Origin of the sequence: Xenorhabdus lircayensis, from assembly GCF_016306625.1 — a bacterium.
Classification (GTDB): domain Bacteria; phylum Pseudomonadota; class Gammaproteobacteria; order Enterobacterales; family Enterobacteriaceae; genus Xenorhabdus; species Xenorhabdus lircayensis.
This window is the reverse complement of record NZ_JACOII010000023.1, coordinates 42,680-67,761: the sequence shown is the minus strand read 5'-3', so window position 1 is coordinate 67,761 and position 25,082 is coordinate 42,680. Positions and strand designations below refer to the sequence as shown.

Here is a 25,082-nt window from a genome sequence, read left to right as displayed (position 1 = left end):
CGTGCAACAACAGCGATTGTCCTATTTAGGATTAGTCTTGATCCTTGGCTTACTTTCTATGTTAATGCCATTGGCAATTGATATGTATTTGCCGAGTATGCCAACGATCGCTGAAAATTTTAGTGTCAGTGATGGTCTGGTGCAAATGACGCAGAGTAGCTATATTCTGGGCTTTGCCGTTGGTCAAATAATTTACGGGCCGATGTCAGATAGTCTGGGGCGTAAGCCTGTCATTTTAGGTGGCGTCATTGTTTTTGCCATCTCTTCTGCTGCGTGTGCTCTGGCGCAAGATATTCATACCTTTATTTCCATGCGTTTCTTGCATGGTTTTTCTGCTGCGGCTGCGGGTGTTGTCATCAATGCGCTGATGCGTGATATGTTTACGAAAGCGGAATTTTCCCGCAGCATGTCTTTTGTGACATTGGTGATGGTTGTTGCACCTTTATTGGCTCCCATGTTAGGTAGCATGGTGATGATATGGTTTAACTGGCATGCTATTTTCTGGTCGATTGCTATCGCTGCGGTCATTGCTGTGGCTCTGGTCGCTTTCTTCATCAAGGAAACGTTACCGAAGGAAAAAAGGCATAGATTTAACTTAAGTACCACTTTAAAGCAGTTTGTTATGCTATTCCGGCAGCGTCAGGTATTGTGTTATATCCTAGCCAGTGGTTTTTCCTTTGCTGGAATGTTCTCTTTTCTTAGTGTTGGGCCGTTTGTTTACATTAAGTTAAACGGTGTGCCTGTGGAGCAGTTTGGTTACTATTTTGGGTTGAACATTATTTTTCTGTTCATCATGACAACCATTAATAGTCAATGTGTTCGCAAATATGGCCCATTGAAAATGCTGCATGCTGGATTTTTCGTCCAATTTGTCATGGGATTGTGGTTGTTGTTTAGTACCATGTTTGATCTGGGATTTATTTCTCTAGTCATGGGTGTTGCCATTTATATCAGCGGAATCTCCATGATTACATCTAATACCATGGCTGTTGTATTGGACGATTATCCCCATATGGCAGGAACCGTTTCTTCATTGGCAGGAACCATCCGTTTTAGTATTGCCGCATTAGTAGGGGCTATCTTGTCTTTATTACCTGAGACAAGTGCCTGGCCGATGGTGGGAGCAATGGTGTTATGTGTAATATTGGCGATGTTGCTTATTATGTATGCACGTAAGGCGCAAAAATAAAATACTCTGAAGGGCCGTCTATCAGTATGGGATGGCCTTTCGTTTATTACCGCCTATTATTTCTTATCACCTACTGGTTACTATCAACTATTTATTTACTCTCGTACCTAAGAAAAATGCAGGTTTGCTTAAGGATTTTTCCCAAAAGCCGATAAGGGTTAAGCTTGCATTGCCTTCCTGAAGTCTCTTGAATTCGCAAAGAAGCTGTTTGTTGTCCTGATAGACAGGAAATAACGAGCGATCATCAAACAAATATAGAAGATTGTTAATTTTGCCATATCAGTTAGTACTGATGTGTTGGTTTTTTGTTAACTTTTTATGATTGGCTTCATGACTATAGGTGATAATGGTATTGGTATTAATTAACCTATTGTAAAAAGACAAAAATATTTTTTTATTTTCATGAAATAAAGTTTGAAGAAAACAAATATGTAAATAACTTTTGAACGAAAAGTTGCTGCTTTGCATAAAAATAAGTTGAATTATTTACCTAAACAGTATAAATATATATAAAATGCGAGTTTGATCCCACTTTTTTTAAGATGGAAGATGAAGGAAGTGCGATAATGTGGTTTTTATTTTAACCTTTTGTTTACTTTTTTGTTGGGTGGTTATTCGGTTTTGACGAATCGATAGCCTACATCTGGTGGTTAGATGTATTAATGTTGTTTCTGATAGGAATGATACGTGAATAATATCCAACTTTCGGTAGTACATAGACTGCCGCAAAGTTATCGGTGGTCATCTGGTTTCGTTGGTACAAAAGTTGAGATTTTACCAGCAGAAGAAACAGATATAGGAAATAGCCTGATGGGGCTGAAATTGTTAAGCCATGAAGGCGAAAAAGCGCGGGATATATTGCATACTATAAATCAATCTATTGCTGATATGCAGATACTAAGTGCTGTGATTGAGTGGGAAGGGGAGCCATGTTTGTTTTTTGCCAAGGAAGACGAGAGTGCAGTGATATGTCGTTTAAAGACATTAGGCGCTGCAATTGCAGAAAACATAACTGCGTTGTACCCACTGTAATGTAGTACCCGTTGGTAAAAAACGCTTCCATTCAGGAAGCGTTTTTTAATGTCTGCAAGGAAAATTTTTGAGTAATGGGGCACTATTAATTCGCTGTAGGTGTTGGTTATGTATTATCTGATATTACTCGCCTTGCACCATAGTAACGTTTACTCCAATAGTTATCGGTCAATTTGGAGACGATAACTCCGCTGCTGGTTGAAGCATGGACAAATTGATTGTTGCCGATGTAAATGCCGACGTGACGCATATAACGGCCTGTCTTAAACAGCACTAAGTCACCTGCACGTAATTTAGAACGATTAACGGTTTGGCCTATATGCTGTTGTTCTGATGTAGAGCGTGGTAACGCCATGCCAAACTGATCATGAAAAGTACGCTGAACAAAAGCCGAACAGTCAATACCGCGTTTTGTGTTCCCACCAAGCCGATAGGTAACACCTTTCCAGTTTGCATATTGGTTAAGTAGCTTAGACTTAATATCTAAGTTATTAACCAAAGTTTCAAATTCATCCTGAGATGGTTGCAGTAAAAAATGCTTTTGAGTGTTTACTGCATGCGTCTCAGTTTGTTTATTACGGAGTTTGGAATCTGGTGAACTACATGCGGTCAGTGCCACTACCGCTAGAATTGCGGGTATCAGCCGCAATACATATCTCAGTGTTGGTTGAGATTTGACCATTGTGTTTATTTTCCCTTGCAGCCCTTAACGTGACTTATCGCCATCATAAAAACACTAAACGTATTAAAGCCTAGTCAGAACATAGTGAATTAACAAATTTTATGTCCCTAAAGTGTGCTAAGCGACACATTTTATTAGTATCTTTACAAAACGCATTATTTTAATAAACAGGACGTGGGAAAGATTACTGAAATCATTAGTAAAAAGCGAGAGACAAAAAGGGTTCTTTACAAAAAATTAGATTAGGAACTAAGGGGTTAGAATGATTTGTTGTTATTTTATACTGTTTTGATAAGTATTGTGTAATATTGAGGAGGTATCTGCTACCTCCTCAATATTATCCCTTTAATAGGTTCGTCTAATATGCGGTAATTTCTTATCTAACCATTTTGCCATAATGTCACTTAATGGGGTCAGCAATGCCCAGCTCATGCCGATCAGTGTCAGAGATAGGGAGCCGACGGCAATGTCTGTAAACCAGTGAGCACCTGCCATAATACGGGGAAGGGCAAAAATCACCATAATCAGCAGAGCAATAAAGAATGCGCCTCGGGAGATATAACGAAGAATAAAGCTGCTAAAAATCAATAACATCAGTCCATGATCACCAGGAAAACTGTCTTTGGATGCATCTTTTGTATGCCAACTTGTCATTTCATTTATGCGATTAACATTTTCAAACATCAATGTCGGGCTTGGGCGACTGACTGGGATCTTGTGGCCGATTTGATTAATGATGACAGCAGAGATGAGCATCACTAGACCAATCATGAATAGTCGACGTTTGCCTGCATGATCTTGTTTGCGAAATGAACTGTAATAAAGTAGCCCCATACACAGCAGTGATATGACATCAAATGCTCTGACATTCGCGATAGCTACAAATAGTGAGAATTTCGAATTTGGCAGCAATTTCTCATTAAAAAAATAAAAAATAGCAGAATCAATATGAAACCAAAAGCCGTGGTTCTCAGGCAAGTACCATGAGAGAAACAGGGCGATACCAAGAATATTGAGCATGAGTATAGCGAGTGGGTGACTGCGAGTCATGAGATACCTATTTAACACGTATTAACACGTAATGTGGACTTTGGTAGTCAAATTAACTGGGGAGGCACTATAACAAAATTTATTGGAAAGCGTAATCACTACGGGATGGTATGGGTAAGGTGTGGTTATATCAGCATATTTGTACAGTTTATTGATGAGTCTTCTTATCGTTAATATACGAATGATTTCATTATATCGGAAAAATAGCTAAATCCCAACTTCAGTACCGATAATATATATTTGGTTAAATATTGATGACTGACTATTATTAAATAATCATCAATTCATTTTTTATATCCTAATTTATTAGAATATTATATCGTATTGTGGGCGAGGTAAATAAAAAGTATAAAGAAATCGTTTCATTTTCCGTTATATCGTTATATAGATAGCAGAGCGTTACACCATTATCTGGTTTTCAAATTGGCGCGGGGCTAAAATTGGAAAAAGATAATACTACCTGTAGTGGAGGTTGACTGCTTATGTTGCGAAAAATGACGACTTTTTTGTTTATGTCTTTATCTTATCCTTCAATGGCGAATTCTCCGTCAATCTCAAGTTCTGGCTCTATCTATTTTCAAGGTGCTATCGTTGATTCTCCATGCCAATTTAGTTGGGATGAGAAACATACTGAAATGGTTTGTTGGTATAATGGTGAGCAGTTAACTCAAGATAAGACCATAGAATATCAAAAGGAGAGCAACTCTCTATTATCTCTTCAAAAACACATTGGAACAGAAGAAATAAGATGGGTAGGAGAAAATAAGAAATTAGGTATTATTACTATAACTTATCATTAAATGTTATATGTTAATTAAATGATTATCTTGTTTGTTTTATTTAAATAATATAAATGCGAATTGTGAAATTTATTTATGATTCAGTTCAAATAATGATTGTTAATAACAGTTTTGCAAGTTGCTTAATGAAATTATTGTCTTTATTTTTGAGCTGAAAATGCACGTTTGATATTTATCAATAAAAGGTGTCAATGTCGTATTTTTTTTATGTGAAATAGTTATGATGGAGATGAAGGAATAAAAGGTAGCTGAGTTTTAGTTAATGGAAAAACGAAAGTGAGGTGACCATGCAAAATTATCTTAAATTGTTAATTAGCTGTTTGTTGGTTTCATGGCTTTCTTATGGATATGCGGAATCTAATGGAGGAGTAATCCGGTTTTCAGGTGCTATTGTTGATCCAGGATGTCAAGTTGTTGTATCAAATGTTCAAGCCAATATCTCTTGCTATCGGTTAGGAAAAAACCTCACTGTTAAGCAAATCATTTCAACTCATAAAACAATCGGTTATGTCATGCTTCCTGGTAACATAGGTGTTTCCAGTGTGAAGTGGACTGATAATCAGAAACGAGTGGCAATCGTTAATGTGGATTATTTTTGACTTAATAAGCGATGAGTTGCTCTTTTCATCGAACATTATCTTTGTTGAAAGAGCAGCTCATATTTAAGGATATAGAATTAATCACAACGTCCCATATAGCGGCGCTCTGCAATATGAATGCGGACTTTTTCGCCTGAACTCAGGTATTCAGGAACTTGAATAGTCAGTCCTGTACTCATTTTAGCCGGTTTAGTACGAGCACTTGCTGATGCTCCCTTAATACCCGGTGATGTTTCTTCAATGACCATATCAACCGTTTGTGGTAATTCAAGAGCCAGCAATTGCCCATCCATTGTCAGAACTTGCATTCCCGGTAAGCCTTCTTCTGGAATGAATAGCAATTCTTCTTCGATTTGATCTTTTTTGAAGTGATAAGGGGTGAAATCTTCATCATCCATGAAGATATATTCATCACCGTCAATATAGGAAAAACTGACACTACGGCGAGTTAATGTGATGGTTTCAAGAATGTCATCACCTTTGAAACGTTCTTCCACTTTCTGACCAGTACGAATATCAGTAAAACGCATTTTATACAGCGTGCTGGCACCACGCGCACTGGGTGACTGAATATCGATGTCTTTAACTAATAATAGCTTACCATTGTGGCTGATTGCAGCGCCGCGTTTAATTTCATTGGCTTTAGCCATAGAGACCTTCCGTAAGAACAAGGAAATAGTGGAATGAATATTTGAGTGGCGACAAAATTACTCGCAGTCGGCCTATTAGGCAAGAGGTGAATGAATGCCCCAGTAAAATACTGGGGCTAAAGGAAAACATTAACGATAAGTTGGCAACAAATTAAACAAGGAGAGAATATGAGTTATTGCATTTATCAAACCGAACAGGATAACAAAAGCGATCAAGAAATTGCCTCCCGGTGCCCGGTAGCTAGATTTGGGATAACGCTTACGACTGACTCGTACCATTAATGCAGGAACAATAACCGCCCAAACGGTTGCTGCCAGACCTGCAAAGCCGATCGCGTACAGAAAGCCGTTTGGAAAGATTAGTGCCAGCAAGCTGGGGGGAACGAATGTAATCAGTGCTGTTTTAAAACGACTTTTTCCGCTGTCGTCGAATTTAAAAAAGTCAGCCAAATAATCAAACAACCCCAGTGATACACCTAGGAATGAACTTGCTAATGCCATATATGAGAAGGCACTCAAAAACTGGGTCACGGTTTCATTGTTGGATGTCTTATCCATTTGTTGCAGTAAGTTACCGATATTGCCGCCATCGGCAATAATTTGCTTAAAGGCTTCACGGGGAATATTTCCCTGAATCACATACTGCCACAAAATGTAGATAGTCAATGTTATTAATGTTCCGTATAACAAGCTGCGAGTAACTGCTTTACTGTCTTTATGATAATACTTGACCAGTCCAGGAACATTACCGTGATAGCCAAATGAGGCCAGCAGATAAGGCAGGGCGACTAAAGCATAAGGTAAATAGCTCGCTTCGGTATTGGCCTGATCGAATAAAATGGCTGGTTTGACTTCATTAAACATGCCACCGACAGACATGATAAAGGTGATTACCATACCGCCTATCAAGATGGTGCTTAAACGATCTACTGCTTTAGTGGACAGCCAGACAATGAAGGCAACGATAAAGGCGAAAATAAAGCCAGCTACCGATTGTTTCATCGGAAGAATATGCTCAATATTGTGAAAAATAATTGAGCTGCCCGCTGAAACATAAGCATAGGTCAGGATATACAGAACGAAGGTGATAGATAGCCCATTGATGGTGCTCCAACCTTTACCTAGCAAGTCTTTGGTAACAGTGTGGAAGCTGGAGCCAGTAGGATAATTCAGATTAGCTTCCAGAATCATCAGACTAGAAAAATACAAACATGCGCAGGTATACACCAACAAAATGATTGATCCTGTAAACCAGACGCCTGAAGTGACAATTGGAATGGAAAACATACCTGCACCGACAGCAGTACCGGCAATGATCATAGCGCCACCAAATATGGAGGGGCGTTTCAAATTTTGCGTTACCTCAATGGTCATATAGACTCCCTGATGAGTGGTGTTACCTTGTACTAGCTCGACGATACATTAATGAATGATATGTGTAAACAAATATTTATGGAAGATAACGAAATTGCTTTTGTTGCATTTTGCATACAAAGGTAGGGAGCAGGTTATCTGAGTAAACCTGCCTGAAAAGGATATTGGTATTAGGTCACGGAATAGAATTGTGATTTTTGCCATAGCTTGATGGCATTGCGGCTGGCTTCAAAATGAGGTTCGGGGAGATGGTCAGGGTTACACCAAATTAATTGCTCACATTTTTCAGGCTCCATTAATTTGGGTTCACCTCCGGTATACTGTGCCAGCAAACAGACTGAAACTGTGTGTTTTCCTTCTTCGAAATACGTTTCGAGGTTATTGCAAATACCATAGACTTTGGGGTTTTGGATTGTGAGGCCAATTTCTTCCTGAATTTCGCGAATGGCACATTCTTCAAAGGTTTCACCGGGATCAACATGGCCACCAAAGATTGACCAGTACGGTGCATGCTGGCTGGTACGTTTTCCCAGTAAAACCTCACCTTTATCGTTAACGATAATGACACCAACTCCGACAATAACTGACACTGATATATTCCTCCGGATAATATCTATCCACTGTGGCTCTGATAAGTTTTAGATATCTGTAGCGGTTTTATTTCGTCATCTCTACCTTTTATCTTTCAAATTGCTGCTTTGTTGTTCGCGCTGCAACTTGAAACCTATTGGGTATAACAAGAAATCATTTCGCAGCATATTTTACTTTTAGATGGAGGTAACACAATGATCAATCTAGTGGCAATTTTAACTGAAACGATTCAATTTTGATGATATAAATAACAGATAAATCTTAATATTACTTATAACTGTTTATTCAGGAGACACCGGGCAAGATGAGCCGCCGAGTTGCCACAATTACCTTGAACCCAGCTTATGATTTAGTTGGCTTATGCCCAGATATTGTTAAGGGAAATGTTAACCGTGTACAAACGGCAGGGCTTCACGCTGCTGGCAAAGGAAATAATGTTGCGAAGGTACTGCGTGATTTAGGCATAGATGTTACCGTCAGTGGTTTTCTGGGACGGGAGAATCAGGAAGGGTTTCAGCAGTTTTTCAGCGAGAATAATATGGCAAATCGTTTCCATTTAGTCTCCGGACGAACGCGCATTAATGTGAAACTGACAGAAAAACAGGGTGAAGTGACGGATTTTAACTTTTCTGGTTTTCATGTGACGGAAGATGAATGGAATCAATTTGTCAGTGATTCTCTCACGTGGTTGGGGCAGTTCGATATGGTTGTCGTCAGTGGAAGTTTGCCTGAAGGGATTACACCGGAATCATTTGCGGATTGGATGATGCAATTACGGCAGCGTTGTCCCTGCATTATTTTCGACAGTAGCCGCGAAGCTCTCGTTTCTGGCCTCAAGGCATCACCGTGGCTGGTAAAACCTAATCGCCATGAATTGGAAATTTGGGCAGGTAAGCCTCTGCCAGATTTGGACAGTGTTATTGATATCGCGCATGAACTGCGTAATAGAGGGATTGCCCATGTAGTCATTTCATTGGGAGAGCAGGGCGCGTTATGGGTCAACGCCTCTGGTGCATGGCTGGCAAAACCGCCGCATTGTGAGATTGTCAGTACGGTTGGGGCGGGGGATTCGATGGTCGGTGGGCTGGTTTATGGTTTGCTGATGCGTGAATCCAGCGAACATACATTGCGTCTGGCAACCGCAGTTTCCGCACTTACGGTCAGCCAGCCGAATGTTGGGATCAGAAGTCGTACTGAACTTGCATCAATGATGTCAAGAATCGAGCTGACTTCGGTCAGATAATCAATTCTGCTGAGATTTTAGCCAGGCAATTTCTTGATCCCAAATATCTGGGTTGATCGTTTCAAGCACTAAGGGAATGCCATTGAAGCGGTCATCTTTCATGATATAGCTGAAAGGTGTCTTGCCTATATTACCTTCGCCAAGGCTATGATGCCGGTCAACGCGACTGGAGAATTCGCTCTTGGCATCATTCAGATGCATGGCTTTCAGATACTTGAACCCAACAATGTCATCGAATGCCTTGAAGGTTTCGTTGCAGTCTTTTTCAGTGCGCAAGTCATAACCTGCTGCGAAAGCATGGCAGGTATCAATGCAGACACCAACACGCGTTTTATCTTCGACACCGTTAATGATTGCTGCCAGTTGTTCAAATTTAAAACCAAGGTTAGTTCCTTGTCCGGCAGTGTTTTCGATGACAGCAGTGACGTCTTGTGTTTTATCCAAAGCGATATTAATGGATTCTGCAATACGGGCGAGACACTTATCAATGTCGATTTTATTGAGATGGCTTCCTGGGTGAAAATTTAGTAAATCGATACCTAATTGTTCACAGCGATACATTTCATCAAGAAATGCAGCACGGGATTTTTCCAGTGCTTCCGCTTCTGGGTGACCAAGATTGATCAGATAGCTGTCATGGGGAAGAATTTGTCGGCTACCATAGCCGTAACGTTCACAGTTCGCCTTGAATTTATCAATGACATCCGTCGATAACGGTGGGGCATGCCACTGGCGCTGATTTTTCGTAAACAGGGCAAATGCCGTTGCGTTTAATTCATGGGCACGGATCACCGCCTGATCAACACCACCCGAAGCACTCACATGAGCTCCAACAAATTTCATATTATTTCCTCCTGTTTTTTTATTATTATGGCATTGTTCACCCTGCCGATAAAATTTCTGTAAGAAACAGTCATTCAATTGAGGATCAAACTCATTTATTTTTTTAAGTTAGCCCAATAAATGTTGAATGCTTTGATTGATGATTAATCCTCCTACCGTCAGCCAGATAAACAAACACAGTGCCAATAGAATGGGTTTAATACCAGCCTGACGAATGGCGCTGATATGGGTGGTTAGGCCTAATGCAACCATTGCCATTGCTAGCATGATGGTATCTGCGGTAATGATATGGTTAACAAAGGATTCAGGTAATAAATGAAAGGAGTTGAAACCTGCTGTGACAATAAAAAACACAGCAAACCACGGAATGGTGATCGGGGGGGTCTCTTGGGGGCTGTCACTTTTTGCTCCTATGCGACTGATATAGCCAGAAAGTAGCAACAGAAATGGTGCCAGTAGCATCACGCGGATCATTTTGCTGATGACGGCTGCATTTTCAGCATCATTTCCCAATGTATGTCCAATGGCAACGACTTGGGCGACTTCATGAACGGTTGAGCCAGAGAAAATACCAAATGTTTCCTGGGAGAAGTTAAGCCATTGGTAATAGGCATTGAGCTGATAAAACCACGGATAGATGAAGATTGCGAGCGTGCCAAAAATTACCACAGTAGAGACGGCCACGGCGACTTTGCTGGCAGAGGCTTTGACAACGGGTTCTGTTGCCATAACAGCAGCGGCTCCACAAATACTGCTTCCTGCACCAATCAGGATCACGGTTTGGCTATCCAGCCGAAAAAGAATGCGCCCGATCCATAAGGCGATAAAAAAAGTCGAAGAAAGCATGATGACATCGATCAATATCCCAGTTGCACCAACATCTGTGATTTGTTGGAACGTCAGCCGAAAACCATAAAGAATGATGCCAGTTCGGAGTAGATAGTGTTTGGAGAAATGGATGCCACTATCACAAGCGGATTTTAAGAAAGGATACAATGTGTTGCCGACAATGATCCCCAATAGGATGGCAAGCGTCAGAACACCCAATCCCATATTTATAAACCACGGAATACTACCGATATAGATAGAGAGCATAGTCAGGGCTGAGGCTAATATGACCCCGGGAATGAGTTTTAATACTGCATGTTGGTGGGACTTTGTAAATTTTCCCAGTTGATTTTCGGACATTGCGGCTACTCTATAGCTTATACATTTTAGAAATAAGCATATAGAGGATTTTAAAATCAATAAAATTTATAGTATTTATATATATAACCAGTTAAATGGATTAATTAAGTGCGACTTTTGTTAAGTTGCATAATACTGTCTAAAATCAAGACTACCTTTCTATTTTATTTTACTTCCCGTGAGGCCATATGCGTATCACTCTGAGACAACTGGAGATTTTTGCAGAAGTTCTGAAAAGTGGTTCAACGACACAGGCTTCTCAGCAATTAGCGTTATCACAATCTGCGGTGAGTGCTTCACTGACGGATCTCGAAGGGCAGTTAGGAGTAAAGTTGTTTGATAGGGTAGGAAAGCGGCTGGTTACCAATGAACACGGGCGTTTGCTCTATCCCAAGGCATTGGCATTGCTTGAACAGGCTGGCGAAGTGGAACAGCTTTTCAAACTTGAACTGGGGGCATTACGATTAGCGGCCAGTAGCACGATTGGTAATTATATGTTGCCTAAAATGCTCGCGAAATATCGTCAAGATTACCCTGATACACCATTGGAATTGAATATCAGCAATACCCAAGATGTCATAAAGGCCGTTGTGGAATTTCGTGTTGATTTGGGGCTGATTGAAGGTCTGTGTCATGATCCTGAATTGATCACACAACCCTGGATGAAAGATGAGTTGATCATCTTCTCCTCACCAGAAAGCCCATTGTTACATCATGACCTTAATGTGGAGGATCTGATTAAAGCACCCTGGATATTGAGAGAAAAAGGTTCAGGAACAAGGGAAGTTCTGGATCATCTTTTATTTTCACAAATGCCTCGATTCAATATCGCGATGGAGCTGGGAAATTCGGAAGCCATCAAACATGCCGTCCAATATGGAATGGGGATCAGTTGCCTTTCCCGACGAGTCGTCCAAGAACAGTTGAAAAATGGGACATTAACGGAACTTGTGATCCCTGAGCTTAGTCTCAGTCGCACTCTGTACCTGATTTACCATCGCCAGAAACATATGTCCAACGCGTTACAGAAGTTACTGAGTTATTGTAACTAATATTGAGGATATAATCGTATAGCTAATAATTGGCTATGGATTATGAAGGTATCTTATAACCACGAATAGCCGCTATTCTGGAGACGAGGATTTGTTACAATTCTGCGTTAAAGATATTATTTAATAATATAGGAACAGAATGTCTCAAGAACAATGTACGCCACGGGATCAGGTTCCACCAACCCTGCGCCGTGAATTAAAAGCACGACATATGGCAATGATTGCCATAGGTGGCTCAATTGGTACGGGGTTATTCGTTGCTTCTGGTGCAACGATTTCTCAGGCTGGTCCTGGTGGGGCCTTACTTTCCTATGTATTAATTGGCCTAATGGTCTATTTCCTGATGACCAGCTTGGGCGAGTTGGCTGCGTACATGCCAGTTTCAGGGTCATTTTCAACCTATGGTTCTAAATATGTTGATGAAGGCTTTGGCTTCGCGCTGGGGTGGAACTACTGGTACAACTGGGCGGTGACGATTGCTGTTGACCTTGTCGCCGCACAATTGGTCATGGGCTATTGGTTTAATGATGTTCCTGGCTGGATATGGAGTGCGCTGTTCCTTGGCTTGGTTTTCCTGTTGAATTTCATCTCAGTCAAAGGCTTTGGTGAAGCAGAATATTGGTTCTCCTTGATCAAAGTCACTACGGTGATTGTTTTCATTATTGTCGGTATTTTAATGATCGTCGGCATTATGAAAGGTGCCGAGGGTGCAGGCTGGCATAACTGGGAAGTCGGTGATGCACCCTTCGCGGGCGGTTTCGCAGCCATGATTGGGGTGGCAATGATTGTCGGTTTTTCTTTTCAGGGGACCGAACTGATTGGTATTACCGCAGGAGAATCTAAAGATCCGGCAAAAAATATCCCTCGTGCTGTACGTAAAGTATTCTGGCGTATCCTATTGTTTTACGTGTTTGCTATTTTAATCATCAGTCTGATTGTTCCTTATACTGATCCCAGCTTATTGCGTAATGGGGTGAAAGATATCAGTGTTAGTCCATTCACACTGGTATTTGAAAATGCGGGGCTGTTGTCAGCGGCCGTGATAATGAATGCGGTGATATTGACCGCTGTGCTTTCAGCGGGAAATTCGGGAATGTATGCTTCTACCCGTATGCTATTCACATTGGCGAGGGAAGGTAAAGCGCCGAAAATTTTTGGTCACTTGTCGAAAGGCGGCGTTCCACGTAATGCGCTTTATGCTACAACCGTGGTAGCGGGATTGTGTTTCCTCAGCTCCATGTTTGGAAATCAAACGGTATATCTGTGGTTATTGAATACTTCAGGGATGACTGGGTTTATTGCATGGCTAGGGATTGCAATTAGTCATTACCGCTTCCGTAAAGGCTATGTTGCACGAGGTCTGGATCTGAATAGTCTGCCATATCGCTCCGGTTTCTTCCCTATCGGGCCAATTTTTGCCTTTATTTTGTGTCTGGTGATTACATTGGGGCAGAACTATCAGGCGTTTCTGCAAGATAAGATTGATTGGTACGGAGTTATTGCGACTTACATTGGCATTCCGGTATTCCTAATCATTTGGTTTGGGTACAAACTGAAAAAGAAAACTTGTTTTGTTAAATACAGTGAGATGGAATTTCCAGTATTTAAATATACTGATAAATAATGATTTGTTAATAAATATCGATAAATTGATATTTGTTGATTAATGTATTATTGCATTTATTTTACAAAAAGCTGCCTGTTCTGTAATGGAATTGGCAGTTTTTATTTTCCATGGGGTTAGGAAAAGAAAATATACAGTAAATTTTGGATATACTAATCCAATCGCATTGATAAGTATTCTTATTTGCTTTATTGTTAGCGTCACAATTGTTGCATGAATGAAGAGGCTAACCAAAGTGAAGTTTGTATTTCGAGCAGTCGTGAAGAGTATGAGTATCAGTCTAATGGCAGGCTCCGCTATGATGGCAAGTTTTGCATCTTGGGCTGAAACAGTCACTGATGTTGCTGGGCGTACTGTTGAGGTGCCTGAGAAAGTCAATCGTATCTTGTTGGGTGAAGGTCGTCTATTCCATTCTATCGCAATCTTAGAAGGGGGCAAACCTCTGGCTCGTATTGCTGGCTGGCAAGGTGATTTCCGTAAACTGGATCCACAAACTTACGCTATCTATAAAGCTAAATTCCCTGAAATCGATAATATTCCTCTAATTGGCAATACTAGTGCTGATAGTGTCAGTGCCGAAAAAGTACTGACACTTAATCCTGATGTCGCTATTTTTGGTCTGTCTGGACACGGTCCAGGAAAGAATAGTGAGCTGGTGAAGCAGTTGGAAAAAGCTGGTGTTCCTGTTGTTTTTGTCGATTTCCGCAACGACCCTCTAAAAAACACATTACCTAGCATCCGTATGCTGGGCAAAGTCCTGCACCGTGAAGAGCAGGCTAATGCTTATGCTGATTTTTATGAAAAAAATCAGAAAATAGTGACTGATATTACTGACCGTATACCACATGCTCAGAAACCTTCCGTATTTATTGAGCTAATAGCGGGTTCCAGCGAAGATTGCTGTGGTACGGCGGGTAACGGTAATATGGGGAATTTCATTGACTTGGCTGGCGGTAAAAACATCGCCAGAGATGTATTGCCATCTCCATTGGGAACAATGAATCTGGAAAAAGTGATTGCCGAAGATCCTTATATTTATATAGGAAGTGGTGCACAAAATCCGGGTGAGAAAAGTGAAGGGGTCCACATGGGAGCCCAAACTTCTGCTGATATTGCTCGTGCTAGCCTGAAAGCTATCACTGAGCGTAAAGGCATCAATACCTTAACTGCCGTGAAGGAAGGTCGTAGCCATGCTATTTGGCATCATTACTACAACTCTCCTTATAATGTTGTTGTTACGCAAGTTTTTGCAAAATGGTTTTACCCTGAAAAATTTGCTGATTTAGATCCGCAACAAACATTGAAAGAGCTTCACAATAAATTCTTGGCTGTTGAACCAGCAGGTACGTATTGGGTTAGTGAAAAATAAGCAGTAACGGGTAATAAAAATGAGTGTCACTACCGAGCCTATGCCAATGGTGAAACAGCAATTGAGTGAGTGCGATATAAAAGCACACTATCGTCATATCCTGCGTCGACGTATTGCATGGATATTGTTCATCGTTTTTGTTATTGGCACCTCTGTTGTATTGGATTTTACAATGGGGCCATCAGGGTTATCGCTACAAACCCTTTGGCAAACACTGGTTGCACCAGAAAGTGTTAACGCATCAACACGGGTGATTGTTTGGGATATTCGATTACCCTACGCCCTGATGGCGGTAGTGGTCGGCTTGTCACTTGGGCTGGCCGGCGCTGAAATGCAGACAATCCTGAATAACCCGCTAGCCAGCCCATTTACTTTGGGTGTCTCCAATGCCGCTTCTTTTGGTGCGGCATTGGCGATTGTGCTTGGAATCGGTATTCCTGGAATACCGGATCAGTGGTTCATCTCCGCAAACGCTTTTCTCTTTGCATTACTGGCTGCCTTGATGCTTGATGGCATCACTCGCTGGACAAGAGTGGCAACCTCAGGCGTTGTATTGTTCGGCATTGCGATGGTGTTTACCTTTGAAGCACTGGTTTCAATGATGCAATTTATTGCCACAGAAGACACCTTACAAGGGCTGGTTTTCTGGACGATGGGTAGTCTTTCCAGAGCGACGTGGGAAAAATTGGGCATCATGATGTTAGTTTTTTCCGTTATGATGCCTATTTCAATGTCGAACTCTTGGAAATTGACAGCGTTGCGTCTGGGAGAAGATCGTGCAACTAGTTTTGGAATCAATATCAGCCGTCTTCGTTTGGGGACGTTGTTGCGTATCAGTATCCTAACTGCATTAGCGGTCGCGTTTGTTGGCCCCATTGCTTTTATTGGATTAGTAGCTCCTCATATCGCCAGAATGATGTTTGGTGAAGATCACCGTTTCTTTCTGCCTGCGAGTGCGCTGATTGGCGCATTGGTTTTGTCAATGGCTTCCATCACTTCCAAGAATCTGATTCCGGGCGTCATCATACCAGTGGGGATTGTAACATCCTTGGTTGGAGTGCCTTTCTTCCTTAGCATAGTTTTACGCCATAGGGGGAATGTATGAGTCAGGGACTAAAAATAAATTGTTTAACGACAGGGTATCCGAAGCATCCTGTAATTGAAAATCTGGATGTTAAGTCATTGCCGCGTGGTCAAATCACCGTATTGTTGGGGCCTAATGGTTGCGGAAAATCCACACTTATGCGTGCGCTGGCGGGTTTGAATAAAGCCAGTGGTGAAATCTTGCTGGATGGGCAAGATTTGATGCAAATGAATTTTGCCCAGCGTGCTCAGAACGTGGTTTATCTGCCACAATCATTACCGGCGGGTGTTCATCTTCATGTGCTGGAATCTGTGATTGTTGCTCAACGAGCATCGGGCAGTGTGAGTAGTCGCCAATGTGAGCAAGAAGTCATGGAGCTGTTGCGCCAACTTGGTATTGATCATTTAGCCCTCAGTTATCTAGATCAACTATCAGGTGGTCAGAAACAGTTGGTTGGGTTAGCTCAATCATTAATTCGGCGTCCGACTCTATTATTATTAGATGAACCATTAAGTGCTCTGGATTTAAATTATCAGTACCACGTTATGGATTTAGTTGCACGTGAAACGCGTCGTCGTAATATTATAACGATTGTCGTTGTTCATGATATTAATATCGCATTGCGTCATGGTGACCATGTATTAATGCTAAAGAAAGGTGAATTAATCTCCGAAGGTATACCAGAACAGGTTATCACGTCAGATAGTTTGGCCGAGGTTTATGGAATTAAAGGCCGAATTGAACGTTGTTCTCAGGGCGTACCACAAGTATTAATTGATGGTTTGGTGGCAGAATTAGCGAGTTAGAATAATAAAAGACATAAAATGCCTTAATAAAATTAAAGTGTAATTTAATAAATATAACACTGACAGGGATAAATCATTATCCCTGTGCTGCGGGCGTATGTCGGTTATCCGTATTAATTAATTTAAATAATTCTATTCTACCTTTTGGAGAATCGGGAATGGTTGTTTTTGCAAAGAAAAAGATCGTATTAGGCATTATTGCCGCTATTTCATCCAGCACTGTTTTGGCTGCGAATGCTGCCAATAATGGCGAAGATAAAATTGTTGTCACCACTGCTGCGGGTTTCCAGCAAAAGATTGAAGATGCGCCTGCTTCTATTTCAGTCGTTAGCCGTGAGCAGTTAGAAACTAAAGCTTACCGTGATGTAACGGATGCATTGAAAGATGTGCCGGGCGTGGTTGTTACGGATGGTGGTAGCAGCAGTGATATCAGTATTCGTGGTATGGCCTCAAAATATACCATGATCCTGATTGATGGTAAGCGTGTTGATACCCGCAGTACTCGCCCAAACAGCGATGGTTCAGGGATTGAGCAGGGATGGATGCCGCCATTGGCAGCAATTGAACGTGTTGAAGTTGTACGTGGGCCAATGTCTTCTCTCTATGGCTCTGATGCTATGGGCGGCGTTATTAATATCATTACCCGTAAGGTACAGAAAGAATGGCATGTCAGCTTGCGTGCAGATACTACGTTGAACGAGCGTAAAAATTCTGGTAATAGCTATCAGACTAGCGCTTATGCCGCGGGGCCATTGATTGATGGATTGCTGGGACTGAAAGTGAATGGTTTGTTCTCTCATCGTAACGAAGATAAGTTTCTTGGTGGATTTAGAAAACAAGAAATGCGTAATGGTGCAGCGACTTTCTCTCTGACACCAAATGAACAAAATAGCTTTGATTTTGAAGTTGGGCGCTATGAGCAAGATCGTGATTCAACGATTGGTAAGACTCGTGATTGTCAGCCAAAATCTTGCCAAGATGATACAAGCCGCTATAAGCGTAATAACTATTCGATTACCCATAATGGTATTTATGACTTTGGCACAGTGACTTCTTATATTCAGCGAGATGAATCACGTAATCCTGAACGTGAAATGAAAAATAACGATACAATTTTCAATAACCAAACTACCTTTATGTTGGATGATAATACATTAAGTGTAGGAGGACAGTATCGTTATGAAGATTTACGAGATACTAGTAATAAATTGGATTCAGCAAAAGGTGTTGACAAATTAACTCGTTGGAGTTGGGCATTATTTGCAGAAGATGAGTGGCAAATGACCAATGATTTTGCCTTGACGAGCGGCATTCGATTAGATAAAGATGAAAACTTTGGTGCGCATTGGACGCCTCGCTTATATGGTGTATGGCATATTGATGAACAGTGGACAGTCAAAGGTGGTGTTTCTACTGGTTATCGTTCACCGGAGTTGAGACAAGTTTCTCCTAATTGGGGGCAGACGACTGGTGGTAGGTTTACTAAGGGTATGATTATAGGAAACCCAGACCTAAAACCAGAGAAAAGTGTCAGTGAAGAAATTAGCGTTATTTGGAATAACCAAGACAACTTTACCAGTGGTGTAACGGTCTTTAATACAGATTTTAAAGACAAGATCACGGAAGTTGTATTTTGTAATAAAGATACTGACAATCCATGTAAACCAGTCGGTGATGCCACTTACGACTTTATTAACAAGCGTGAAAACTTGGATAAAGCCAATGTACGTGGTATAGAAGCTACAATGAACTGGGGGATCGTAGAAAGCGTGTCCTTAGCTGCAAATTATACTTATACCGAATCAGAGCAGAAAAGCGGTAAGTATAAAGGTCAGGCGTTGAATAAAATGCCAAAACATATGGCCAACGCCACCTTAAACTGGCAGACACTACCAGAAATGGAAGTGTGGACTCGCATTAATTTTAGAAGTAAATCAACCAATTATGTATATCGTTCTGGTGTGAAAAATGGTACTCCATCTTACACTTTCGTAGATTTGGGAATGACCTATAACTTGACGAAAGATTTGCGTCTGTTAGGTGGTGTCTACAACGTCTTTGACAAGCGAGTCACCGAGAAAACCCATGATGCAGTCCTCGACGGCCGCCGTTACAATATCGGCATTAATTATGATTTTTAATTAATATTTCGCTTTCTTATTAATATTAGTCATTATAGCTAACATTTAGAGGTAATATAAAATCATCCCTTCATCATAAAATTGGTGAAGGGATGATTTTTTTGATGTCAAAACCATCATAATTAAATGGCAAATAGTTTCCCTCTGTGCTAAAAATTTATAAGAGGCCAATCAACGGATATGATGGCATTAAATTTCAGCACTAGCTCAGTAAGAGCCTATTCTATAAGGCTTTGTAGTGTCGTAAAAAATAATAAATTTTTAGTGTCATGGTGCTTGCTATTTCTGGACTTGAAGTGCAAAATGCGTGCACTAAAAATAACTGGTGCGTAAATATGCACCAGTTATTTTTTTGCATTGAGTTATTTTTTACAACACAAAGAGGCCGGACTTTGTTCCGGATCGATACTGACCATAAGCAACCATAACTGAGACAGGGTTGCTGTACTGAGGAACGCAAATATGGAGCAATTATTCTCTTTTGCACTTGTGCCAATTGGCGCTCGTTGCTGCAATGATGACTATGGGGCATGCTCCTCTGTCAATTCACCATCCTCTAACTCCTCTTTCTTTTCTGTCTATAGACAGATGCGAAGTCTACCCAGTAACTATCGATTAAGTAGTTGTATCAGTACCCAGATCGAAGTTATGGGGGATTTCGCTCATGTCGCATAATTCAATCACCTTCGACACTAATCAAACCAGTGCCAGCAACCGCGTTCAATTGAGAAGAACTTTGACCCTGTTTCAGGTGGTCATGATGGGCCTTGCTTATATGCAGCCAATGACTATCTTTGACACTTTTGGCATTGTTTCCAAATTGACAGACGGGCATGTTGCGACATCTTATGCTATTGCACTGATCGCAGTTTTATTTACAGCTTTAAGTTACGGGAAATTAGTAAAACGTTTTCCATCAGCAGGTTCTGCCTATACATACGTACAAAAATCAATGAATCCCCATCTTGGGTTTATGGTAGGCTGGTCATCTTTGCTGGATTATTTGCTCATGCCGATGATCAATATCCTGCTGGCAAAAATTTATCTTCAAGCCATTTTTCCAGGCGTTGACCCGTGGATCTTTGTGGTTGGCTTGGCAGTACTGATGACCGTTTTCAACCTGAGTGGCATTAATGTTGTGGCGAATCTCAATGGCCTGATTGTGGTTGTCCAAATTGCTGTTATGGTGGCATTTGTCGGTTTATTAATGTACGGCGTACATCATGGTGAAGGTGCTGGAACTCTGTTCAGTATGCGACCATTTACGTCGGAAGAAGCAAAATTGATTCCAATGATAACCGGAGCGACGATACTTTGTTTCTCTTTCCTCGGGTTTGATGGCATCAGTTCTTTGTCTGAAGAAACACCTAATGCAGAAAAGGTTATTCCAAAAGCAATTTTCCTGACCGCATTAATTGGTGGCGTGATCTTCATTGCCATGTCTTATTTCTTACAACTCTATTTCCCCGATATTTCTCGGTTTAAAAACCCCGATGAGTCTCAACCAGAAATTATGTTGTACGTTGCAGGCGCACTATTCCAAGCGATTATTTTGGTGTTCTCCTGTGTTACTGTAATGGCTTCCGGTATGGCTGCACACGCGGGTGTATCCCGTCTGCTTTATGTAATGGGGCGTGATAGTGTATTGCCTGAGAAAGTATTTGCTTATGTTCATCCGAAATGGTGTACTCCAGCAATCAATGTCTTATTGGTTGGTATTGTTGCCTTATCAGCGGGTTGGCTGGATCTGGTGACAGCAACTGCACTGATTAATTTCGGCGCGTTGGTTGCGTTTACTTTCGTTAACTTGTCGGTAATCTCGCAATTCTATATTCGTGAACGTCGCAACAGTACACTGAAAGACACTTTGCATTTTTTGATTCTGCCACTTCTTGGTGCAGCGACAGTGTGTGTCTTGTGGATTAATTTGGAAGCAGAATCTATGGAGTTAGGTTTGGTCTGGGGAGGAATTGGTCTTCTTTACATGTTCTTCTTGACTCGTAGTTTCCGTCAACCCATGCCACAGTTCAGTGAGTCATAATAAAAGATAGATTTCAAATTACGGCTAATAAAGCAGCCGCTTGAAAATTAAGAATACACTGATACTTCTTTCGGAACAGCACCTTCGGGTGCTGTTTTTGCTTAAAGGGAATAAAAAAGTGTAAAAATCATACAATAATCATTAGAAAGCATCATATAATGAACAGTAATTTCACCATACCTGATTTCATTAAGAGCACGCTTGTTTGGCTCTAGCAAGGTAAGAAAACGACTATGAATGATGCTAAAAGCCCTCAGAATCAGCAACTCATTGCTATTCTCACGAACATCGTTGGATCTTCCCATATTCTCACCGAACCTCAAAAAACAGAACGTTATCGTAAAGGTTTTCGTTCTGGACAAGGAAATGCCCTTGCCGTTGTATTTCCAAGTTCATTATTGGAACAGTGGAAAGTTTTTAAAGCTTGTATTGATGCTGACAAAATTATTTTGATGCAGGCAGCCAATACTGGGTTAACGGAAGGTTCTACACCGAATGGTAATGACTATGATCGTGACATCGTCATTATCAGCACCCTACGAATGGATAAAATCCAAATTCTGCAATCAGTTAATCAGGTTATTGCATTTCCCGGCAGTACATTGTGGCATTTGGAAAAAGTATTGAAGCCGTTGGGACGTGAACCTCATTCAGTTATTGGTTCATCCTGTATTGGTGCATCTATTATTGGAGGGATCTGCAATAATTCAGGAGGCTCTCTGGTTCAGCGTGGGCCTGCTTATACCGAAATGGCACTATATGGTCGTGTAAATGAAAAAGGAGAAGCTGAACTTATCAACCATTTAGGAATATCGTTGGGTGATACGCCTGAAGATATGCTGACTTGTTTGGAAGAGCAGCACTATCGTACCGAAGATATTCAGCACAGTGACAAAGTGGCTTCTGATCATGAATATTCACAGCGCGTCCGTGATGTTGATGCTGATACTCCATCACGGTTTAATGCTGATGAGCGTAGGCTGTTTGAAGCCTCTGGTTGTGCTGGGAAATTAGTTGTTTTTGCCGTCCGCTTGGATACTTTTCCAGCAGAATCGTCTGCACAAGTTTTCTACATTGGCACCAATCAACCCGAAGTATTGACGGAATTACGCCGTCATATTCTATCGAATTTCCGGCATTTGCCAGTGGCTGGAGAATACATGCATCGGGATATTTTTGATATTGCTGAAGTGTACGGAAAAGATACTTTTGTCATGATTGATAAATTAGGTACAGATAAAATGCCGACGTTTTTCAATCTGAAAGGGCGAATGGATGCCATGTTTGCTAAAGTGCCATTTTTGCCATCGCATTTGACAGACCGCGTCATACAGGGCTTGAGTCGTTTATTACCTTCCCATTTACCTGCTCGTCTGAAAGAGTACCGAAATCGCTTTGAACATCATTTAATGTTGAAGATGTCTGGTGAAGGTATAAAAGAAGCGAATGAGTGGTTGGAAAGTTACTTCCAACAGGCTGACGGTGAATATTTTGCATGTACGCCAGAGGAGGGGACTAAGGCATTTTTACACCGCTTTGCCGCCGCAGGAGCCGCCATTCGTTACCAGGCCGTTCATAGTAATGAAGTAGAAGATATTCTGGCATTGGATATTGCCTTGCGACGCAATGATCGTGAATGGTTTGAATCTCTGCCTCCAGAAATCAACCAAGCATTAGTGCACCGCCTATATTATGGGCATTTTATGTGCCATGTATTCCATCAGGACTATATCGTCAAAAAGGGTACAGATGTTTATGCGCTGAAAGCAAAAATGCTGGAAATTTTGAACCAACGGAGGGCTGAATACCCTGCTGAACATAATGTTGGCCATTTATATCAGGCTAAACCACAGCTTAAGCAGTTTTATCAAATGACAGATCCTACCAATACTTTAAATCCGGGAGTTGGTAAAACCTCCAAACTGAAAAATTGGGGAGGAGCGTGCGGTTGTCAGCATGTTGATCATCTGCGTGACTAGCTTGCCTTCATGGCGAAATAAAAATAGAAAAAGACAAGGTATAGCATTTGTCTTTTTCTTTTCAAAAACCGGAAATTATATGGAAGTTTTACCCAGCCAGTTGGATTGCATAATCAACCAATGCTTTTAACTGGCGGCACTTTTCTTCATCTGACTGATATTCAATAAAAAATCTCTCAATAGTTGCAAGATATTGACTGATGCTTTCCTGAGTTAAGATATCCTGACGATGGCGCAACCAGCGTTGTTGCTCGTCATAATTCAGAGTTGCTGGATAGTTTCTGGCGCGATAGCGGAATAACAGTGCCTTGATGCGTGCATCTTGGTACGTTAAATCCAAGGCGGACAAGTTTTGAGGAACCGTTTCTCGGATAATTTCCATTGCGGTTTTATCGGCATCACTGAAAAAGCCGCTATATAACTTGGCATCGACGTTATCAGATTCCGGGAATTCTTCTGAATGAGAAAATAACTCAACGACCTTTTCTCTGATTTGCGGATGATTGCGCAAAATAGCCAGATTCTGTTCACATTGGTTGCGATCTAACCCCACTCGTTCTGCATCTTCTGGCCGCAATGTATTTTCTGGTGCGATGATTGGGCACTTATTGATATGCACTAATTTAATTGGCACCGGGCTTTGGTCTGGTTGTAATTCATTACGTCGGGTATACAGGCGTTCGCGTAATTCATCCGCATTGAGTTCCAGCAGTGGAGAGATATCACCTGACAAATCGCACATGATAACAGCATTACGGTTTGTCGGATGCCATGCCAGAGGGGCAATAAGACTGATATTGCTGCGTAGAGTCCCAAACATACCTGATACATGAACCAGAGGTTTCATTTGTGGGATATCAATTTGATTGCTTATTTTCTGCTTATTCCTTAATTGGAAAAAGTAATCAAACAAGCGAGGTTGGGCTTTCTTCACCAATTTTGCCATTGCGATAGTGGCATAAACATCAGACATCGCATCATGGGCATGGGTATGTTCAACACCGTTGGCTTTTGTCAGATGCTCCAGTTTGAAACTAGGTAATCCATCATCATTTTCTGGCCAGATAATGCCTTCTGGACGCAGGGCATAGCAGGCACGTAATACATCGAGCAGATCCCAGCGGGAGCTACCTTTTTGCCAACTGTAGGCGTAAGGATCGTAAAAATTACGATAAAAGATGTTACGGCTGACTTCGTCATCAAAACGAATGTTATTATATCCAAGAATGCACGTATTGGATTTGCTGAATACTTCATGGATTTGACGAGCAAACTCAGCCTCATTGACCCCTTTTTTCAATGCCAACTGCGGTGTAATTCCTGTGATCATGACGGCTTCAGGGTCGGGAAGATAATCGTCAGCGGGAGCACAATAAACTACCAAAGGCTCTTCAATAATATTGAAATCACTGTCAGTGCGAACTCCCGCAAATTGAGCTGGGCGATCTAGGGACGGATGTTTACCAAAAGTTTCATAATCATGGAAGTAGAAACTTTGTTTTTCTTTACTGGTGTTCAACGTTGTGTATTCTCCGTTATCGCCAATTTTAAGCATTACTAATCAATGAATTATATTTGTATTGGCATCACATTTATCTGGCTTCATCGCTAGATATCTTTACTACTTGGTTGAATTCATTCCAATGATATGTATTGAATTCATATTCAAAGTGCGTACCAAAAGCGATGATTCTCAGTGACACTAAATTATGTGTTATACATGGTAAACCATATTCTGGCTAATC

At 41.2% G+C, this 25,082-nt stretch carries 21 protein-coding genes; 13 read left to right on the top strand and 8 right to left on the bottom strand.

The window, feature by feature from the left end; all coding sequences use genetic code 11:
• Position 1 precedes the first annotated feature (1 nt).
• Positions 2-1,189, top strand: a complete 1,188-nt coding sequence (locus H8A87_RS05595; protein WP_198689011.1) for a Bcr/CflA family multidrug efflux MFS transporter — start codon at positions 2-4, stop codon at positions 1,187-1,189.
• A gap of 687 nt (positions 1,190-1,876) precedes the next feature.
• On the top strand, positions 1,877-2,221 hold the full coding sequence (locus tag H8A87_RS05590) for a YejG family protein (RefSeq protein WP_198689010.1): 345 nt from the start codon (positions 1,877-1,879) through the stop codon (positions 2,219-2,221).
• A gap of 106 nt (positions 2,222-2,327) precedes the next feature.
• On the opposite strand, the gene mepS is transcribed toward H8A87_RS05590, so the two are convergent.
• Both mepS and H8A87_RS05580 read right to left on the bottom strand, forming a co-directional pair.
• Positions 2,328-2,903 (bottom strand): bifunctional murein DD-endopeptidase/murein LD-carboxypeptidase, encoded by a 576-nt coding sequence (mepS, locus tag H8A87_RS05585; protein WP_198689009.1) that lies wholly within the window; start codon positions 2,901-2,903, stop codon positions 2,328-2,330.
• Between the two features lie 345 nt (positions 2,904-3,248).
• Entirely contained in the window at positions 3,249-3,953 is a 705-nt protein-coding gene (locus tag H8A87_RS05580; RefSeq protein ID WP_198689008.1) for a phosphatase PAP2 family protein, read from the bottom strand.
• A 482-nt stretch (positions 3,954-4,435) separates the two neighbouring features.
• On the opposite strand from H8A87_RS05580, the gene H8A87_RS05575 reads away from it, so the two are divergent.
• On the top strand, positions 4,436-4,753 hold the full coding sequence (locus tag H8A87_RS05575) for a type 1 fimbrial protein (protein WP_198689007.1): 318 nt from the start codon (positions 4,436-4,438) through the stop codon (positions 4,751-4,753).
• Between the two features lie 287 nt (positions 4,754-5,040).
• On the top strand, positions 5,041-5,352 hold the full coding sequence (locus H8A87_RS05570; protein ID WP_198689006.1) for a type 1 fimbrial protein: 312 nt from the start codon (positions 5,041-5,043) through the stop codon (positions 5,350-5,352).
• Between the two features lie 77 nt (positions 5,353-5,429).
• On the opposite strand, the gene yeiP is transcribed toward H8A87_RS05570, so the two are convergent.
• From yeiP to H8A87_RS05555, 3 genes are all read right to left on the bottom strand, one after another.
• Positions 5,430-6,002, bottom strand: coding sequence for an elongation factor P-like protein YeiP (gene yeiP / locus H8A87_RS05565; RefSeq protein WP_198689005.1), 573 nt, complete (start codon positions 6,000-6,002; stop codon positions 5,430-5,432).
• Positions 6,003-6,131: 129 nt separating this feature from the next.
• The gene (gene mtr, locus H8A87_RS05560; protein WP_198689004.1) at positions 6,132-7,376 is read right to left on the bottom strand and encodes a tryptophan permease; all 1,245 of its coding nucleotides are present in this window, start codon (positions 7,374-7,376) and stop codon (positions 6,132-6,134) included.
• A gap of 170 nt (positions 7,377-7,546) precedes the next feature.
• Positions 7,547-7,966 carry a nucleotide triphosphate diphosphatase NUDT15 gene (locus H8A87_RS05555; RefSeq protein WP_198689003.1) on the bottom strand — a complete coding sequence of 140 codons (420 nt, stop codon included), beginning with the start codon at positions 7,964-7,966 and terminating at the stop codon, positions 7,547-7,549.
• 305 nt (positions 7,967-8,271) lie between these two features.
• Here H8A87_RS05555 and fruK point away from each other — a divergent pair, with 305 nt between their 5' ends.
• Positions 8,272-9,210, top strand: a complete 939-nt coding sequence (gene fruK / locus H8A87_RS05550; RefSeq protein WP_198689002.1) for a 1-phosphofructokinase — start codon at positions 8,272-8,274, stop codon at positions 9,208-9,210.
• Here fruK and nfo read toward each other — a convergent pair whose 3' ends face one another.
• On the bottom strand, positions 9,211-10,053 hold the full coding sequence (nfo, locus tag H8A87_RS05545) for a deoxyribonuclease IV (RefSeq protein ID WP_198689001.1): 843 nt from the start codon (positions 10,051-10,053) through the stop codon (positions 9,211-9,213).
• A 108-nt stretch (positions 10,054-10,161) separates the two neighbouring features.
• Positions 10,162-11,241 (bottom strand): YeiH family protein, encoded by a 1,080-nt coding sequence (locus tag H8A87_RS05540; RefSeq protein WP_198689000.1) that lies wholly within the window; start codon positions 11,239-11,241, stop codon positions 10,162-10,164.
• Between the two features lie 188 nt (positions 11,242-11,429).
• Here H8A87_RS05540 and yieE point away from each other — a divergent pair, with 188 nt between their 5' ends.
• From yieE to dld, 8 genes are all read left to right on the top strand, one after another.
• The gene (yieE, locus tag H8A87_RS05535; protein ID WP_198688999.1) at positions 11,430-12,293 is read left to right on the top strand and encodes a DNA-binding transcriptional regulator YeiE; all 864 of its coding nucleotides are present in this window, start codon (positions 11,430-11,432) and stop codon (positions 12,291-12,293) included.
• 139 nt (positions 12,294-12,432) lie between these two features.
• Complete coding sequence (locus H8A87_RS05530; protein ID WP_198688998.1) at positions 12,433-13,917, top strand: amino acid permease; 1,485 nt, start codon at positions 12,433-12,435, stop codon at positions 13,915-13,917.
• 268 nt (positions 13,918-14,185) lie between these two features.
• On the top strand, positions 14,186-15,286 hold the full coding sequence (locus tag H8A87_RS05525) for an ABC transporter substrate-binding protein (protein ID WP_269749520.1): 1,101 nt from the start codon (positions 14,186-14,188) through the stop codon (positions 15,284-15,286).
• Between the two features lie 19 nt (positions 15,287-15,305).
• A complete protein-coding gene (locus H8A87_RS05520; RefSeq protein WP_198688996.1) occupies positions 15,306-16,391 on the top strand; it encodes a FecCD family ABC transporter permease in 1,086 nt (361 codons plus the stop codon).
• The gene (locus tag H8A87_RS05515; RefSeq protein WP_198688995.1) at positions 16,388-17,176 is read left to right on the top strand and encodes an ABC transporter ATP-binding protein; all 789 of its coding nucleotides are present in this window, start codon (positions 16,388-16,390) and stop codon (positions 17,174-17,176) included. Before H8A87_RS05520 ends, H8A87_RS05515 begins: the two co-directional genes overlap by 4 nt.
• Positions 17,177-17,334: 158 nt before the next feature.
• Entirely contained in the window at positions 17,335-19,317 is a 1,983-nt protein-coding gene (locus H8A87_RS05510; protein WP_198688994.1) for a ligand-gated channel protein, read from the top strand.
• Between the two features lie 664 nt (positions 19,318-19,981).
• A complete protein-coding gene (locus tag H8A87_RS05505) occupies positions 19,982-21,358 on the top strand; it encodes an APC family permease (RefSeq protein ID WP_198688993.1) in 1,377 nt (458 codons plus the stop codon).
• A gap of 233 nt (positions 21,359-21,591) precedes the next feature.
• Positions 21,592-23,337, top strand: coding sequence for a D-lactate dehydrogenase (gene dld, locus H8A87_RS05500; RefSeq protein WP_198688992.1), 1,746 nt, complete (start codon positions 21,592-21,594; stop codon positions 23,335-23,337).
• 88 nt (positions 23,338-23,425) lie between these two features.
• On the opposite strand, the gene sbcB is transcribed toward dld, so the two are convergent.
• Positions 23,426-24,892, bottom strand: coding sequence for an exodeoxyribonuclease I (sbcB, locus tag H8A87_RS05495; protein WP_198688991.1), 1,467 nt, complete (start codon positions 24,890-24,892; stop codon positions 23,426-23,428).
• Between the last annotated feature and the right edge of the window lie 190 nt (positions 24,893-25,082).

Bases quoted from the DNA above. Each gene is read 5' to 3' on its own strand.
- mepS (WP_198689009.1), bottom strand. From the start codon at position 2,903: ATGGTCAAATCTCAACCAACACTGAGATATGTATTGCGGCTGATACCC.
- H8A87_RS05580 (WP_198689008.1), bottom strand. From the start codon at position 3,953: ATGACTCGCAGTCACCCACTCGCTATACTCATGCTCAATATTCTTGGT.
- H8A87_RS05575 (WP_198689007.1), top strand. From the start codon at position 4,436: ATGTTGCGAAAAATGACGACTTTTTTGTTTATGTCTTTATCTTATCCT.
- H8A87_RS05570 (WP_198689006.1), top strand. From the start codon at position 5,041: ATGCAAAATTATCTTAAATTGTTAATTAGCTGTTTGTTGGTTTCATGG.
- yeiP (WP_198689005.1), bottom strand. From the start codon at position 6,002: ATGGCTAAAGCCAATGAAATTAAACGCGGCGCTGCAATCAGCCACAAT.
- mtr (WP_198689004.1), bottom strand. From the start codon at position 7,376: ATGACCATTGAGGTAACGCAAAATTTGAAACGCCCCTCCATATTTGGT.
- fruK (WP_198689002.1), top strand. From the start codon at position 8,272: ATGAGCCGCCGAGTTGCCACAATTACCTTGAACCCAGCTTATGATTTA.
- nfo (WP_198689001.1), bottom strand. From the start codon at position 10,053: ATGAAATTTGTTGGAGCTCATGTGAGTGCTTCGGGTGGTGTTGATCAG.
- H8A87_RS05540 (WP_198689000.1), bottom strand. From the start codon at position 11,241: ATGTCCGAAAATCAACTGGGAAAATTTACAAAGTCCCACCAACATGCA.
- yieE (WP_198688999.1), top strand. From the start codon at position 11,430: ATGCGTATCACTCTGAGACAACTGGAGATTTTTGCAGAAGTTCTGAAA.
- H8A87_RS05530 (WP_198688998.1), top strand. From the start codon at position 12,433: ATGTCTCAAGAACAATGTACGCCACGGGATCAGGTTCCACCAACCCTG.
- H8A87_RS05525 (WP_269749520.1), top strand. From the start codon at position 14,186: ATGAGTATCAGTCTAATGGCAGGCTCCGCTATGATGGCAAGTTTTGCA.
- H8A87_RS05520 (WP_198688996.1), top strand. From the start codon at position 15,306: ATGAGTGTCACTACCGAGCCTATGCCAATGGTGAAACAGCAATTGAGT.
- H8A87_RS05515 (WP_198688995.1), top strand. From the start codon at position 16,388: ATGAGTCAGGGACTAAAAATAAATTGTTTAACGACAGGGTATCCGAAG.
- H8A87_RS05510 (WP_198688994.1), top strand. From the start codon at position 17,335: ATGGTTGTTTTTGCAAAGAAAAAGATCGTATTAGGCATTATTGCCGCT.
- H8A87_RS05505 (WP_198688993.1), top strand. From the start codon at position 19,982: ATGTCGCATAATTCAATCACCTTCGACACTAATCAAACCAGTGCCAGC.
- dld (WP_198688992.1), top strand. From the start codon at position 21,592: ATGAATGATGCTAAAAGCCCTCAGAATCAGCAACTCATTGCTATTCTC.
- sbcB (WP_198688991.1), bottom strand. From the start codon at position 24,892: ATGCTTAAAATTGGCGATAACGGAGAATACACAACGTTGAACACCAGT.